This is a genomic window from Allobosea minatitlanensis (assembly GCF_964020775.1).
Window position 1 is genome coordinate 2,022,524 of the sequence record NZ_OZ224509.1, and the last position, 13,256, is coordinate 2,035,779.

The 13,256-nt window shown below is 69.1% G+C and carries 11 protein-coding genes and 3 tRNA genes; 9 read left to right on the top strand and 5 right to left on the bottom strand.

All coding sequences use genetic code 11. The annotated features are described in order from the left end of the window. Nucleotides 1-248: 248 nt before the first annotated feature. The gene (rlmB, locus tag ACWH43_RS10010) at nt 249-1,052 is read right to left on the bottom strand and encodes a 23S rRNA (guanosine(2251)-2'-O)-methyltransferase RlmB (protein ID WP_158444477.1); all 804 of its coding nucleotides are present in this window, start codon (nt 1,050-1,052) and stop codon (nt 249-251) included. A gap of 102 nt (nt 1,053-1,154) precedes the next feature. Between rlmB and ACWH43_RS10015 the strand changes: the two genes are divergently transcribed. Both ACWH43_RS10015 and ACWH43_RS10020 read left to right on the top strand, forming a co-directional pair. After that, nucleotides 1,155-1,709: an AAA family ATPase gene (locus ACWH43_RS10015; RefSeq protein WP_158444476.1), complete on the top strand. Its 555-nt coding sequence runs from the start codon at nt 1,155-1,157 to the stop codon at nt 1,707-1,709. Between the two features lie 169 nt (nt 1,710-1,878). Beyond that, a tRNA-Tyr gene (locus ACWH43_RS10020) sits at nt 1,879-1,963 on the top strand. Between the two features lie 169 nt (nt 1,964-2,132). Here the strand turns inward: ACWH43_RS10020 and ACWH43_RS10025 are convergent. Together ACWH43_RS10025 and glpD are read right to left on the bottom strand one after the other, a co-directional pair. Then, a tRNA-Gly gene (locus ACWH43_RS10025) sits at nt 2,133-2,206 on the bottom strand. A gap of 186 nt (nt 2,207-2,392) precedes the next feature. Beyond that, entirely contained in the window at nt 2,393-3,943 is a 1,551-nt protein-coding gene (glpD, locus tag ACWH43_RS10030; protein ID WP_158444475.1) for a glycerol-3-phosphate dehydrogenase, read from the bottom strand. A gap of 224 nt (nt 3,944-4,167) precedes the next feature. On the opposite strand from glpD, the gene ACWH43_RS10035 reads away from it, so the two are divergent. Both ACWH43_RS10035 and pncB read left to right on the top strand, forming a co-directional pair. Then, nucleotides 4,168-6,018 carry a TRAP transporter large permease gene (locus ACWH43_RS10035; protein ID WP_158444474.1) on the top strand — a complete coding sequence of 617 codons (1,851 nt, stop codon included), beginning with the start codon at nt 4,168-4,170 and terminating at the stop codon, nt 6,016-6,018. A 73-nt stretch (nt 6,019-6,091) separates the two neighbouring features. Then, entirely contained in the window at nt 6,092-7,363 is a 1,272-nt protein-coding gene (pncB, locus tag ACWH43_RS10040) for a nicotinate phosphoribosyltransferase (RefSeq protein WP_158444473.1), read from the top strand. Between the two features lie 154 nt (nt 7,364-7,517). On the opposite strand, the gene ACWH43_RS10045 is transcribed toward pncB, so the two are convergent. Together ACWH43_RS10045 and ACWH43_RS10050 are read right to left on the bottom strand one after the other, a co-directional pair. Beyond that, nucleotides 7,518-8,591 (bottom strand): linear amide C-N hydrolase, encoded by a 1,074-nt coding sequence (locus tag ACWH43_RS10045; RefSeq protein ID WP_448153451.1) that lies wholly within the window; start codon nt 8,589-8,591, stop codon nt 7,518-7,520. A gap of 26 nt (nt 8,592-8,617) precedes the next feature. Continuing rightward, nucleotides 8,618-9,430 (bottom strand): hypothetical protein, encoded by an 813-nt coding sequence (locus ACWH43_RS10050; protein WP_260349316.1) that lies wholly within the window; start codon nt 9,428-9,430, stop codon nt 8,618-8,620. 237 nt (nt 9,431-9,667) lie between these two features. Here ACWH43_RS10050 and tuf point away from each other — a divergent pair, with 237 nt between their 5' ends. From tuf to secE, 5 genes are all read left to right on the top strand, one after another. Next, a complete protein-coding gene (gene tuf, locus ACWH43_RS10055) occupies nt 9,668-10,858 on the top strand; it encodes an elongation factor Tu (protein WP_158446298.1) in 1,191 nt (396 codons plus the stop codon). A gap of 205 nt (nt 10,859-11,063) precedes the next feature. Then, nucleotides 11,064-11,963, top strand: a complete 900-nt coding sequence (locus ACWH43_RS10060) for a dihydrodipicolinate synthase family protein (protein WP_158445915.1) — start codon at nt 11,064-11,066, stop codon at nt 11,961-11,963. A gap of 61 nt (nt 11,964-12,024) precedes the next feature. Continuing rightward, nucleotides 12,025-12,100, top strand: a tRNA-Trp gene (locus tag ACWH43_RS10065). A gap of 54 nt (nt 12,101-12,154) precedes the next feature. After that, nucleotides 12,155-12,886 (top strand): class I SAM-dependent methyltransferase, encoded by a 732-nt coding sequence (locus ACWH43_RS10070; protein ID WP_158445916.1) that lies wholly within the window; start codon nt 12,155-12,157, stop codon nt 12,884-12,886. A gap of 163 nt (nt 12,887-13,049) precedes the next feature. After that, nucleotides 13,050-13,244, top strand: coding sequence for a preprotein translocase subunit SecE (secE, locus tag ACWH43_RS10075; RefSeq protein ID WP_158445917.1), 195 nt, complete (start codon nt 13,050-13,052; stop codon nt 13,242-13,244). Nucleotides 13,245-13,256: the final 12 nt, after the last annotated feature.

A 13,256-nucleotide genomic window follows, 5' to 3' on the forward strand; every position in this document is an offset into this window, starting at 1 on the left:
GCCGGAACGGCGAAACCGCACGCCGTTCCGGGTTGAGGCAGAGGTTTGCGCGCGGAAAGACACCGGTGCAATCAAGCACTTGGTCTTGCACCGTTGGTCTTACGACTATGGATGAAGGCGAGGGAAACGCGGCGGCGGCTCGCGCAGGGGATGTCCGGCAGCGCTTGGCGAGCATAGCCGGAAAGCCGCGCCTTGGCGAGACCGCCCGTGCGGAATGCCGGGGCGGGACGCCCCGGCGGGAAGGCCGCTCAGCGGCGCCGGCTCGCGGCGTAGAGCGCGATCGCCGTCGCGTTCGAGACGTTGAGGCTAGTGATCGCGCCGGGCACCTCCAGCCTTGCGACATGGTCGCAGAGCTCGCGCGTCCGCTGGCGCAGGCCCTTGCCCTCGGCCCCCATCACCATGACCAGCGGGCGGCGGAGCGCGACGTCGTCGAGCGCGACGTCGCCGTCCGAATCGAAGCCGAGGCGCAGGAAGCCGCGCCGGCCGAGCGTCTCCAGCGCGTCGCCGAGATTGCGCACGGCAACGAGCGGGACATGCTCCAGCGCGCCGGAGGCCGATTTCGCCAGCACCCCGGTCGCCGCCGGCGAATGGCGGATGGTGACGATCACCGCCGCCGCCCCGAAGGCGGCCGCCGAGCGCAGGATCGCGCCGACATTGTGCGGATCGGTGATCTGGTCGAGGGCGAGGACCACAGCGTCGTCCGGCAGGCTGTCGAGATCGGGCGAGGGCAGGGGATCGCAAATCAGGTATAGTCCCTGATGCACCGAATCGGGCGTCAGCAGCCGGTCGATCTCGGAGGGCCGGACCAGCTCGGCCTCGAGCGGCAGCGCGCCGACCTCCTCGCGCAGGCGGCGCAGGGCGTTCTCGGTGGCGAGCAGGCGCCGGAAGCGCCGCTGCGGATTGCGCAGCGCCTCGACGACCGGATGCACGCCGTAGAGCACGGCCTCGTCGATATCGCCGGGGCGGTGCGGCGGGGCGCCGGTGCGGCGGGCATGGCCTGACGCCCTGCCGCCGGCGGGCCTTGCCTGTTTGGGACGGAATGGCGGGGCCATCTTTTTCTCCAGAATCGTTCGCCTGCCGTGCCACGGCGCGGCGTGCTTGACCAGCGCGGAACGCTCCGCGCACCCCTCCTCGATCGTGAAAGGTCTGAAATCATGGCAGATGCCAGCCATCGTCTCGTCGTCGTTACCGGAGGCCCGGGCTCGGGCAAGACCACGCTGATCGAGGCGCTCGCCGCCGCCGGCCACAGGGTGATGCCGGAAGCGGGCCGCGCGGTGATCCGCGCGCAGCTCGCTGCCGGCGGGCAGGGGCTGCCCTGGGCCGATCGCGGGCTCTTCGCCGCGCTGATGCTGGAGCAGGATCGCCGCAGCCACGCGCAGGCGCTGGCCGGGAGCGGGCTCGTCTTCTTCGACCGGGGCATCCCCGACATCGCCGGCTACCTGGCCCTGTGCGGGCTGGCGGAGCCGGAGGCGCTGGTGCAGGCGGCCCGGACCTGCCGTTATCGCCCCAGTGTCTTCATCGCGCCGCCCTGGCCGGAGATCTTCACGCAGGATGCCGAGCGCAAGCAGGACCTCGCGGAGGCGCAAAGGACCTATGAGGCGATGCGTGCGGTCTATCCCCGCTACGGCTACCGGCTGGTCGAATTGCCGCGGATGAGCGTGGCCGAGCGGGTCGGCTTCGTGCTCGGGCATCTCGCCGCCGCAGCTTAGGCTGCTTTGCACAGGAACCGGCGCCCCGCGGCAGAGAATTTGGCGCGGGCGCCTTTTTGCCGTTGACATGCCGCGGCCCGGTCACCATAAGTCCGGCCGCGCCTGCCGGTCGTCACGCCAGTGACATATCGGCGGCCCGCGGCTCGGAGAGCCGGTCATGGGCGCAGGCGGGGGAATGTCCCGAGCGGCAAAGGGGGCGGACTGTAAATCCGCTGGCTATGCCTTCGTAGGTTCGAGTCCTACTTCCCCCACCACTTCTTTTTCCAAGCACCTGAAATCTCCTCCAGAGGCGCTCCGGCAGCCGCCGCTTCGGGAACGGAGATCGTTCCCGAGATCGGGAAGCGGGCCCTGCCGGCTTCTGCGCGCCGGCTCAGTGGGCGGCGCCCCGGAGGCCGGAGGATCATTCGGAATGTCGAGGGAAGCTGGAGCGGGTGAAGGGAATCGAACCCTCGTATTCAGCTTGGAAGGCTGCTGCTCTACCATTGAGCTACACCCGCAGCGGGCGCCAAATTCCCCATCATGGCGCAGGAAGTCAAGCGTTCCGACGCGATCGGGGCGCGGCCCGGCGCGATTTTGCACCGGCTCCCGGCCGCACGGGGAGCCGGATGCCGGACGCATCCGGTTCTGGAGCTGAGAAAGAGAGTCAGGAGCTCTGCGTAAGCGGTTGTCGTGTTGGTCGAAAGTCAGGCGGCCGGCGTCGGCTCCTGCTGCATGAAGGCGTCGAGCGCCTCGCGCTCCTGCGGCGTCAGCCTGAGGCCCAGCTTGCTGCGGCGCCAGAGCACATCCTCGGCGCGGCGCGCCCATTCGGACCGCATCAGGTAGCGGACCTCGCGCTCGTAGAGATCGGCGCCGAACGGCCGGCCGAGATCGGCGAGGCGCGTCGCGCCGGCCAGGATGTCGCGGGCGCGGGTCCCGTAGCTGCGGGCGAGCCGGGTCGCGGTGCGGCGCTCGAGCCAGGGATAGGCTCTGGCCAGTTCGTCGACGAGGGCGTCGAAGCCGCGCACCGGGAAATCGCCGCCAGGCAGGGCGCCCGTCATCGTCCATTCGGCGCGGGCGGCCCAGGGCGCATGCGGCGCCAGTTTGGCCAGCGCCGATTCGGCGAGGCGGCGATAGGTGGTGATCTTGCCGCCGAAGACGGAAAGCAGCGGCGCCTCGCCCTCTGGCGCATCGAGCGTGAGCACGTAGTCGCGCGTCGCCTCCTGCGCCTTGGAGGCGCCGTCGTCATAGAGCGGGCGCACGCCCGAATAGGTCCAGACCACCGAATCCGGCGTCACGGCCTTGCTGAAATACTCGCTAGCGGCGGCGCAGAGATAGGCGATCTCCTCCGGCGTCGCCGCGACATCGGCGGGGTCGCCGCGGTAGTCGCGGTCGGTGGTGCCGATCAGGGTGAAGTCCTGCTCGTAGGGGATCGCGAAGACGATGCGGCCGTCGCCGTTCTGGAAGATGTAGCAGCGGTCGTGCTCGTAGAGCTTCGGCACGACGATGTGGCTGCCCTGCACCATGCGGACGCCGGCCCTGGCGTTGCTGTGGACGACGCCGTTCAGCACCTCGCCGACCCAGGGGCCGGCGGCGTTGACCAGCGCCCTGGCCCAGATCTCGGAGCGCCCCTGCTGACCTTCCGCCGTGACGTGCCAGAGGCCGTTCTCGCGGATCGCGGCGAGGACGCGCGTGCGGGTGTGGATCGCCGCGCCGCGGACGGCCGCGTCCATGGCGTTGAGCACCACGAGCCGGGCGTCCTCCACCCAGCAGTCGGAATATTCGAAGGCTTTCGCCCGGTCGTCCTTGAGCGGCCGGCCGACGGGGTCGTGGGCGAGGTCGAGCGTGCGCGTCGCCGGCAGCAGCTTGCGCCCGCCGATATGGTCGTAGAGGAACAGGCCGAGCCGGAGCAGCCAGGCCGGGCGCAAGCCCTTGTGATGCGGCAGCACGAACCGCAGCGGCCGGATGATGTGCGGCGCGATCGCCCAGAGCCGCTCGCGCTCCATCAGCGCCTCGCGCACCAGCCGGAACTCGTAATATTCGAGATAGCGCAGCCCGCCATGGATCAGCTTGGTCGAGCGCGAGGAGGTCGCGCTGGCGAGGTCGTCCTTCTCGAACAGCACCACGGAGGCGCCGCGCCCGGCGGCGTCGCGGGCGATGCCGCAGCCATTGATGCCGCCGCCGATGACGGCGAGATCGTAGGGGGCGGAGGGGCTGGCGCCGAAGCCGGCCGCGGGCAGTGTGGTTTCGGTCGCCATGTGCCTTCAGATCCCGATCGAATGGGCGAGATAGCTTGAGAGGGCCCCGGTCGGCAATGGCCGCGGGCGGCCGCCCGCATGTGCGGGTTCAACCCTGCATGGCGCGCGAGGCGGGACGGCATGGCGTCCGCTTGACGGATGTCGCGCCGACTCGCCACTGAGCATTCCGCCGGCCCCATCCTCGGAGAAGGGCCTGCATGGCACAAGGGCGGCAGAGGCGCTGGATGAGCGGGATGCGGGAGCGGGAGGAGACGACGGGGCCTCTCGCCCGCATCGAGAGGCTTTTGCGCGCCGCGCTGGAGATCTCGGGCGGATTCGTCCTGGCGGCGCTGTTCCTCGTGGTGATGGCGGCGGTGCTGCGGCGCTATCTCTTCGGCGGCGGCTTCGTCTGGTCGGACGAGCTGGCGACCTGGCTGTTCCTGGCGCTGGTCGCCATCGGCGCGCCGCTCGCCGCCACCGGCCCGCTGGCGATGCGGCTGGACGTGGCGGTGAAGCTGCTGCCGGCGGGCGGGCGCCGCGCCGCCCGCGTGCTGGCCGAGGCCGTCGCCTTTCAGGGCGCTTGCGTGCTGGCGCTGGGCGGGGCCGATGTCGCGGTGCTGGTCGGCGGGCATTCGACGGTGCTCGGCCTGCCGGAATGGCTGCGCTTCGCCGGGTTTTCCGGTGCGGGCGGCCTGACGCTGCTGCTGCTCCTGCTGCATGTCCGGCGCGAGAGCGGGGCGCGCGACGCGATCGCCGCGCTGGCGCTGGGTCTGTGCCTCCATGCGGCGACGCGGATGCAAGCCGATCTCGTCGTGACGCCGAGCCTCGTCGCGGCGCTGTTCGCCGGAGCGGGGCTGCTGCTCGGCGCGCCTTTGCCTTTCGCGCTGCTGGCGGGCGTCTCGGCCACGGCGCCCTTCGGCGGGCTGATGCCGGAGCCGGCCATCGTCCAGACCCTGGTCGGCGGCGTCGGCAAGTTCCTGCTGCTGGCGATTCCGTTCTTCCTGCTGGCCGGCGAGCTCCTGACCGAAGGCGGGCTGGCCGAGCGGCTGATCCGTTTCGCCGCGACGCTGGTCGGCCACTGGCGGGCCGGGCTGGCGCAGACGGCGCTGGTCTCCAGCGCCCTGTTCTCGGGGGCTTCCGGCTCGTCGATCGCCAATGCCGCCTTCGGCGCCAAGGTGATGGCGCCGACGCTGGTGGCGCGCGGCTATCCGCCGGCGAACGCCGCCGCGATCGTCGCCGGGGTCTCGATGCTCGACAACATCATCCCGCCCTCCATCGCCTTCCTGATCCTGGCGAGCGCGACCAATCTCTCCGTCGGCTCGCTGCTGGTCGGCGGCTTCGTCGCGGGCGGCGTGCTGACGCTGGCGCTCGCCATCGGCATCCATCTGAGCGTCCGCGGCGTCGCCGACGCCGCGCCCCGGGCGAGCGCGGCCGAGCGGGGCAGGGCGCTGGTCGGAGCGGTTCCCGCCATCGGGCTCGGCGTCGTCGTGGTCGTCGGCATCCGCTTCGGTGTCGTCACAATCACGGAAGCCTCGGCGCTCGCCGTCGCCTATGCCGCCGCGGCCTGCCTGGCGCTGCGCAGCCTGGGCCCGTGCGGCGTCGCGGCCGCCCTGCGCAAGGCGGCGACGGAAACCGCCGCGATCGGCCTGCTGATCGGCGCCTCCGCGCCCTTCGCCTTCCTGCTCGCGGTCGACCGCGTCTCGGAGCAGATGGCGGGGCTCGTCACGGCGCTGGGCGCGGGGCCCTATGCGGTGACGCTGCTCGCCAATCTGGTGCTGCTGGTCGCCGGGCTCTTCCTCGACATCGGCGCGGCGATCCTGCTGCTGGCGCCGCTCCTGCTGCCGGCGGCGGTGGCGGCGGGGCTCGATCCGATCCAGTTCGGCGTGGTGCTGGTCGTCAACCTGATGATCCACGGGCTGACGCCGCCGCTCGGCATCCTCGTCTATGTCGTCAGCGGGGTGATGCGGGTGCCGGCGGGGGCGGTGTTCCGGGCGGTTCTGCCCTTGCTCGGGGTGCTGCTGGCGGCGCTCATGGTCCTGTCGCTGGGCATGGCTGCGTGGCCGGCGCTTGCACCTTCGGCCAAGGCGTTGTTCTGATGACGCCTCGTCATCGGCGCCCGCGCGTCGCCGCCCGCCGTCCTGCCGCCGAACCCCCGGATCTGATGCCGATATGATCTACGCCGACATCGCGACGCGGACCTATAATCACGGCTGGCGGCTCGATCCGATCATCCGCAGCCTGCTCGACACCGATTTCTACAAGCTTCTGATGCTGCAGATGATCCGGGCCTTCCACCCGGAGGTCCGCGTCACCTTCTCGCTGATCAACCGCTCGAAGCATATCCGCCTCGCCGACATCGTCGACGAAGCCGAATTGCGGGCCCAGCTCGACCATGCCCGCTCGTTGCGCTTCACCAAGAAGGAGCTGATCTGGCTGGCCGGCAATAGCTTCTATGGCAAGACGCAGATGTTCTCGCCGGATTTCATGGCCTGGCTGGCCGATTTCCAATTGCCCGAATACGATCTGCGCAAGGTCGACGGCCAGTACGAGCTGCATTTCGACGGCCCCTGGACCCACACCACGATGTGGGAGGTGCCGGCGCTCGCCATCATCAACGAATTGCGCGCCCGCCGCGTCATGCTCGGCCAGCGGCGCTTCTCGCTCGACGTGCTCTATGCCCGCGCCAAGGCGAAGATGTGGGACAAGGTCGAGCGGCTGCAGAAGCTGCCGAACCTGAAGCTTTCCGATTTCGGCACGCGCCGGCGTCATGGCCATCTCTGGCAGCGCTGGTGCGTGCTGGCGCTGAAGGAGGGGCTGGGGCCGGCCTTCACCGGCACCTCCAACGTGCTGCTCGCCATGGATACCGATCTCGAGGCGATCGGCACCAACGCCCATGAATTGCCGATGGTGCTGGCGGCGCTGGCCGATTCGGACGAGGAACTGCTGCGCGCGCCCTATCGCGTCCTCGACGAGTGGCGCCAGGTCTATGGCGGCAACCTCCTGATCGCGCTGCCGGACGCCTTCGGCACGCAGAGCTTCCTGCGCCATGCGCCGGACTGGGTGGCGGACTGGACCGGCTTCCGGCCGGACAGCGCGCCGCCGATCCCGGCCGGCGAAACCATCATCCGCTGGTGGCGCGAGCACGGGCGCGACCCGCGCGAGAAGCTGCTGGTCTTCTCCGACGGGCTCGATGTCGAGGCGATCGAGCGCGTCTACCATCATTTCGACGGCAAGGTGCGCATGGCCTTCGGCTGGGGCACGGACCTGACCAACGATCTCGTCGGCTGCTCGCCGGACGGCTCGCGCGAGCTCGACCCGATGTCGCTGGTCTGCAAGGTGACCCGGGCGAACGGGCGCCCGGCGGTGAAGCTCTCCGACAATCCCGAAAAGGTCTCGGGCGAACCGGAGGCGGTGGCGCGCTACCGGCGGGTGTTCCGCTAGATCATCGCGTGTCCTTTGGGAGGCGGTAACGATGATCTATCTCATTGCTGGTGCATCGGATTTTCCCGAAAAGTGGATTCCACTTTTCGGTCCGATGCTCTAGCCGCGCCCGAAGCTTTGCCGAAAATCGCACTCCCTTTTCGGGCCAATGCTCTTAGCTCTTGACGCCAAGGAAGGTGAAGGGCTTCGCCGGTACGAACTGCCCGGTCGCGTCGCCGGAGTAGAGATGATCCTGGTCGGGGCCGAGGTCGAGCTTGCGCGTGCCGCCCGCCGGGGAGAAGTCGATCTTGTTGAGGTCGACCCAGAAGGTGTTCGGCGTCAGTGCCAATTCGAAGAAATAGAGCTTGCGGGCATGGTCGACGACCGTGCGCCAGCGGGTCGAGGAGATATTGGGCTCCTCGGGCGTGTTCAGCCCGAACGGCACCGAGACGTTGCGGATCACGCTGAAGACGCTGGCGACGGCGCGGTTGGGGTCCTCGAATTTCGGGATCGCGTTCACGTAGAAGGAGGCGCGGGCGAAGCGGTCGGCGGCGCGGTTCGTCCCGGGCAGCATCACCGTGCCGCCGATCTGCTTCCAGTATTCGTTGAGCGCGAGCTGCTTGTCGAAGATCGGGGAGTTGGTCATCACCTGGTATTTGCGGTCGTGGTGGATGACCTGGCGCCCGCCGATATATTCGACGATGGCGCTGTCGCCGGTGGCGTCCGACATCGACAGGTGCAGCGTCGCGAGCCGCAATTCGCCGGGCACGGCGTCGGTGACGATGGTGAAGGGCTCCTGGCGCAGCGCCGCCACCGCCTCCGCGACCGTGGCGAAATTGTCGAGCACATATTGCGCCCAGGCCGCGATGGTCAGGCCCGGCTTCGAGCGGTCGTCGAACTTGGGATAGTCCGACTCCACCAGCCAGAGCAGGTTGGCGGAAAGCCCGGCCTCGTTGAGGCCGTCCGTGGTCGAGATGTCGTAGCCAGAGGCGATCACGCTGCCGTATTTCGAGGTCCAGCGGATCGTGTTGGGGCCGGTCTCGCCATCGCGCGCGACGCCGCGCGGCATGATCCAGAGATTGGTCGCGATATCGCTCTTCCAGTCCATCGAGCGCGCCGTCATCACCCGGCCCTCGGCGCCGAAATAGACCAGCCGCGTGCAGGCTTCGGCGGCGGATTGCGCGAGCAGGGCGGCGGCGAGGACGCAGGCCGCGAGGCGGCGTCCGGGGCGGCGAAGGTCTCGGGCCATCGTTTCCATACTCCTGGTCTCGGGGTTCAAAAGCGCATCGTCAGCCCGATGGCCGGGCCGTGCTGCGTCACGTTCCAGCGGAAGCGGTTCCGCCCGGTGAAGTCGTCCGCCGCGTAGCTCTGGCGGATGGCGCGGTAGCCGGCGCGCAAGGTCGTCTCATGGCCGAAGAGCAGCGTACGGTAGCCGAGATAGGCCTGCGCGTGGAGGCTGTACCGGGACTGGCCGGTCCCGCCGATATCGGCCTCGGCGGCGAGGTTCCAGCGATCCGTCAGGTCGGCGTTGACCCTCACGCCGGCGAAGGGGTCGTACCATCCCGACGCCTTGCCGAAGCCGAGGCCGAACAGGCCGACATCGCCCGACAGCCTCGTCCAGCGCAGGCCGGCGGTCGGTTCGAGGGAGAGCGTCCGCGGCCGGCCGAACACCGTCGACCCGCCGAGTTCCGTCTCGTAAAGCTTGAAGAAGGCACCGGCGGAGAGCCGGGTGGTGGCGATGCGCAGCGAGATCCGCCGGGCCAGCAGATGCTCGTGCTGGCTGGTCTCGACATATTGGCCGTCGAGATAGAAGCCGAAGCGGCCATTGGTGACCTCGACATTGCCCATCACCGCCAGGTCGAGATTTTCGAGGACCTCGGAGAAGGGGATGTCGATCCTGGTGTCGATGCCGGCGAGCGAGCCCTTGCCCCGCAGGGAGGCGCCCCAGACATAGGGGCTGACGAGGAGGGCCCATTCCCGCGCGGGCTTCGATGGCGGCGCCGGCTCCCCGGCTGCCGCCGGCCCGCTCCAGGCGGCGCCGAGCAGGGCAAGGCCGCAGCACAAACTCGTCGCGTTTCCTCGCAGCATTCCGTCCCCCGCAGATGTCGGGACCTTAACCGCCCGGGCCTGCGGCGCAAGCGACGCGCGGAAGGTTGCCTGCCCGCCGGCACGGGACCGGCCTCCGCGCCGCCCGGCGCACGCCGGGCGATCGCGGCCGATCGCGAGCGTTCTTGTTCGCGAGCGTTCTTGCATCCGCTCGCAAAAACCCCTAATGCGACCCCCGTTTCAAGGCCCCGGAGGGCCGCCTTCGAGGACAAGGGTGTCATGGCCAAAGAGAAGTTTTCGCGGACGAAGCCGCACTGCAACATTGGAACGATTGGTCACGTTGACCATGGCAAGACGTCTTTGACGGCTGCGATCACGAAGGTTCTGGCGGAGGCTGGCGGAGCGTCGTTCACGGCGTATGACCAGATCGACAAGGCTCCTGAGGAGAAGGCGCGCGGGATCACGATCTCGACGTCGCATGTCGAGTACGAGACGCCGAACCGTCACTATGCGCATGTCGACTGCCCCGGGCACGCCGACTATGTGAAGAACATGATCACGGGCGCGGCGCAGATGGACGGGGCGATCCTGGTTGTTTCGGCGGCTGACGGCCCGATGCCGCAGACGCGCGAGCACATCCTGCTGGCGCGGCAGGTCGGCGTTCCGGCGCTGGTGGTGTTCATGAACAAGGTCGACCTGGTCGACGACGCGGAGCTGCTCGAGCTGGTCGAGATGGAGATCCGCGAGCTTCTGTCGAAATACGACTTCCCCGGCGACGACATCCCGATCACCAAGGGCTCGGCGAAGGCCGCGCTGGACGGCGTGACGCCGGAGATCGGGCACGACGCGGTGATCGCGCTGATGAAGACGGTCGACGAGTACATCCCGCAGCCGGAGCGTCCGGTGGACCAGCCGTTCCTGATGCCGGTCGAGGACGTGTTCTCGATCTCGGGGCGCGGCACGGTGGTGACGGGCCGCGTCGAGCGCGGGATCGTGAAGGTCGGCGAGGAAATCGAGATCGTCGGGCTGAAGGACACGGTGAAGACGACGGTGACGGGCGTCGAGATGTTCCGCAAGCTGCTGGACCAGGGCCAGGCGGGCGACAACATCGGGGCGCTGCTGCGCGGCACGAAGCGCGAGGACGTCGAGCGCGGCCAGGTGCTGTGCAAGCCGGGCTCGGTGAAGCCGCATACCAAGTTCACGGCCGAGGCCTATATCCTGACCAAGGAAGAGGGCGGTCGCCACACGCCGTTCTTCACCAACTACCGCCCGCAGTTCTACTTCCGCACGACGGATGTGACCGGCGTGGTGACGCTGCCGGAAGGCACGGAGATGGTGATGCCGGGCGACAACATCTCGATGGAGGTGACGCTGATCGCCCCGATCGCGATGGAGGAGAAGCTGCGCTTCGCCATCCGCGAAGGCGGACGCACCGTTGGCGCCGGCGTCGTCGCTTCGATCATCGCCTGATCGACGTCACGCAGAGCGAATGGGGAAAGGGCGGTGGCGACACCGCCCTTTTTCGTTGCGAGGGGCCTTTCGGGGCCATTTTCGGGTCCATGCCCTGGGCGCAGGGGCGGCGCCAGCCCCGGGGGGCTGCTCGGAGCCGGCGATCCATGCTCTCAATCGCCGGGAGAGAGCGGATCAGCCGCTCCCGCTGCGGAGGAGCCTGCCCATGTCGTTCAAGCCGCCGTTTCCCGGCATTCATTCGATCGTCTTCGCGCTGTTCGACGAGCATGAGCGGCTCGACCGCGCGGCGATGCGCAAGCAGGCCGGGATCAGCCTCGATCTCGACGTGCAGGGCATGGCGGCGCTGGGGCTGGCCACCGAAGTCTCCAAGCTGAGCTTCAGCGAGCGCTGCACCGTGATGGAATGGATGGCGGAGGACGTGGCCGGCAGGAAGCCGCTCGCCTTCACCATCTTCGGTTCCTCGGTGGCGGAGCAGGTCGAACTGGTCAAGGTCGCCGAGCAGAACGGGGCCGACTGGGTGATTCTCCAGCCGCCGATGGTCGGCAGCTTCGGCGCCGCCGAATATATCCGCTTCTTCGGCCGGATCGCCGATCAGACCACGCTGCCGGTCGCGATCCAGAACGCGCCGGCCTATATGGGGCGCGGCCTCTCGGCCGAGGACATCCGCGAGCTGACGCGGCGGCATCCGAACATCAGCCTGATCAAGGGCGAGGGCTCGGTCATCGAGATCGAGCGGCTGATCGCCGTGACCGAGGGCCGCTTGCCGATCCTGAACGGGCGCGGCGGCCTCGAGCTCGTCGACAATTTCCGCGCCGGCTGCATCGGCATGATCCTGGCGCCCGATACGATTGACTACGCGCTGCGGAGCTACAACCTCTACAAGGCGGGGGACGAGGCGGGGGCCGAGGCCGCCTATCGCGAGGTTCTGCCGGCGATCACCTTCATCATGCAGTCGATCGAGACGTTGCTCTGCTACGGCAAGCGCATCTTCGGAGCGCGGGCGGGCATCCCGATCCACGACCGCGGCCCGGCGCTGAGGCCGACCGCATTCGGCTTGAAGCTGGTCGAGCGCTACGCCCGCGAGCTCGGCCCGTATCGGAAATGAGGAGGGCGCGCGATTTCGACTTGAAATGCGCCGCGCCTTGGGGCACATGACGCCCACCTGCAGGGGTATAGCTCAGTTGGTAGAGCGGCGGTCTCCAAAACCGCAGGTCGCGGGTTCGAGCCCTGCTGCCCCTGCCAGTCGCTTCCTTCGCGACTGATGCGCCGATCGCCCGAGCAGGCAGGCGAAGCGCAATGACCCAGAACATCTACGACGACGACACCTTTTTCGCGGGCTATAGCCAGCTCCCGCGCTCCGTTCACGGGCTGGCCGGCGCGCCGGAATGGCCGGTGCTGCGGGCCATGCTGCCGGACCTCGCCGGCAGGCGTGCGCTCGATCTCGGCTGCGGCTTCGGCTGGTTCTGCCGCTTCGCGGCGGAGCAGGGGGCGGCGAGCGTGCTCGGCGTCGACGTCTCCGGGAAGATGCTGGAGCGGGCGCGCCGGGAGACGGCCGATCCCCGCATCGCCTATGAGCGGGCCGATCTCGAATGCTTCGCGCCGGCGGCCGGGCGCTTCGACCTGGCCTACAGCTCGCTCGCCTTCCACTACATCGCCGATCTCGCCGGGCTGTTCGGCCGCGTCCATGCCGCGCTGAAGCCCGGCGGCGCGCTGGTCTGCTCGGTCGAGCACCCGATCATGACGGCGCCGGCGCGGCAGGGCTGGCTGACCGACGCCGACGGCCGCGCGGCCTGGCCGGTCAACGGCTATCTCGACGAGGGCGAACGAGTCAGCGACTGGCTCGCGCCGGGCGTGGTCAAGCGCCATCGCACCGTCGCGACCTATCTCGACCTGCTGCTGGGGGCGGGCTTCACGCTGGCGCGGCTGGTGGAATGGGCGCCCAGCCCCGAGCAGGTCGCCGCCGAGCCGGGCTGGGCGAAGGAGCGCGAGCGGCCCTTCTTCCTGCTCCTGTCGCTGCGGCGAGGCTGAGCGGGCGGCCCGAAAGGGTCTTGGCTAACGGCCCCGGGCAATGTAAGAGGGCGGTCGATGACGGCGCGCAACCCTCCCCGGGTTCCGCGCCGCGAATGTTTCAGGACGGCCAATTCGGCCTTGCGGCAGGGGCCGCGGGCGGCTTCGGAACCCGAGGTGGTTCATGGCGAAATCCAATCCCTTCCAGTTCCTGCAGGACGTCCGCTCGGAAGCGGCCAAGGTCACCTGGCCTTCGCGCCGCGAGACGCTGATCACCACGGGCCTCGTGCTTGCCATGGTCGTCGTCTCGAGCCTGTTCTTCTTCTTCGCCGATGCCATCATCCGCTGGGGTCTCGGCGTCATCCTCGGCGCCCGTTGAACGGAATTACGC

Excerpts from the sequence above, each read along its gene's own strand:
- ACWH43_RS10070 (WP_158445916.1), top strand. The coding sequence starts at position 12,155 with ATGACCCAGAACATCTACGACGACGACACCTTTTTCGCGGGCTATAGC.
- ACWH43_RS10050 (WP_260349316.1), bottom strand. The coding sequence starts at position 9,430 with ATGCTGCGAGGAAACGCGACGAGTTTGTGCTGCGGCCTTGCCCTGCTC.
- secE (WP_158445917.1), top strand. The coding sequence starts at position 13,050 with ATGGCGAAATCCAATCCCTTCCAGTTCCTGCAGGACGTCCGCTCGGAA.
- glpD (WP_158444475.1), bottom strand. The coding sequence starts at position 3,943 with ATGGCGACCGAAACCACACTGCCCGCGGCCGGCTTCGGCGCCAGCCCC.
- tuf (WP_158446298.1), top strand. The coding sequence starts at position 9,668 with ATGGCCAAAGAGAAGTTTTCGCGGACGAAGCCGCACTGCAACATTGGA.
- ACWH43_RS10060 (WP_158445915.1), top strand. The coding sequence starts at position 11,064 with ATGTCGTTCAAGCCGCCGTTTCCCGGCATTCATTCGATCGTCTTCGCG.
- rlmB (WP_158444477.1), bottom strand. The coding sequence starts at position 1,052 with ATGGCCCCGCCATTCCGTCCCAAACAGGCAAGGCCCGCCGGCGGCAGG.
- ACWH43_RS10015 (WP_158444476.1), top strand. The coding sequence starts at position 1,155 with ATGGCAGATGCCAGCCATCGTCTCGTCGTCGTTACCGGAGGCCCGGGC.
- ACWH43_RS10035 (WP_158444474.1), top strand. The coding sequence starts at position 4,168 with ATGAGCGGGATGCGGGAGCGGGAGGAGACGACGGGGCCTCTCGCCCGC.
- pncB (WP_158444473.1), top strand. The coding sequence starts at position 6,092 with ATGATCTACGCCGACATCGCGACGCGGACCTATAATCACGGCTGGCGG.
- ACWH43_RS10045 (WP_448153451.1), bottom strand. The coding sequence starts at position 8,591 with ATGGCCCGAGACCTTCGCCGCCCCGGACGCCGCCTCGCGGCCTGCGTC.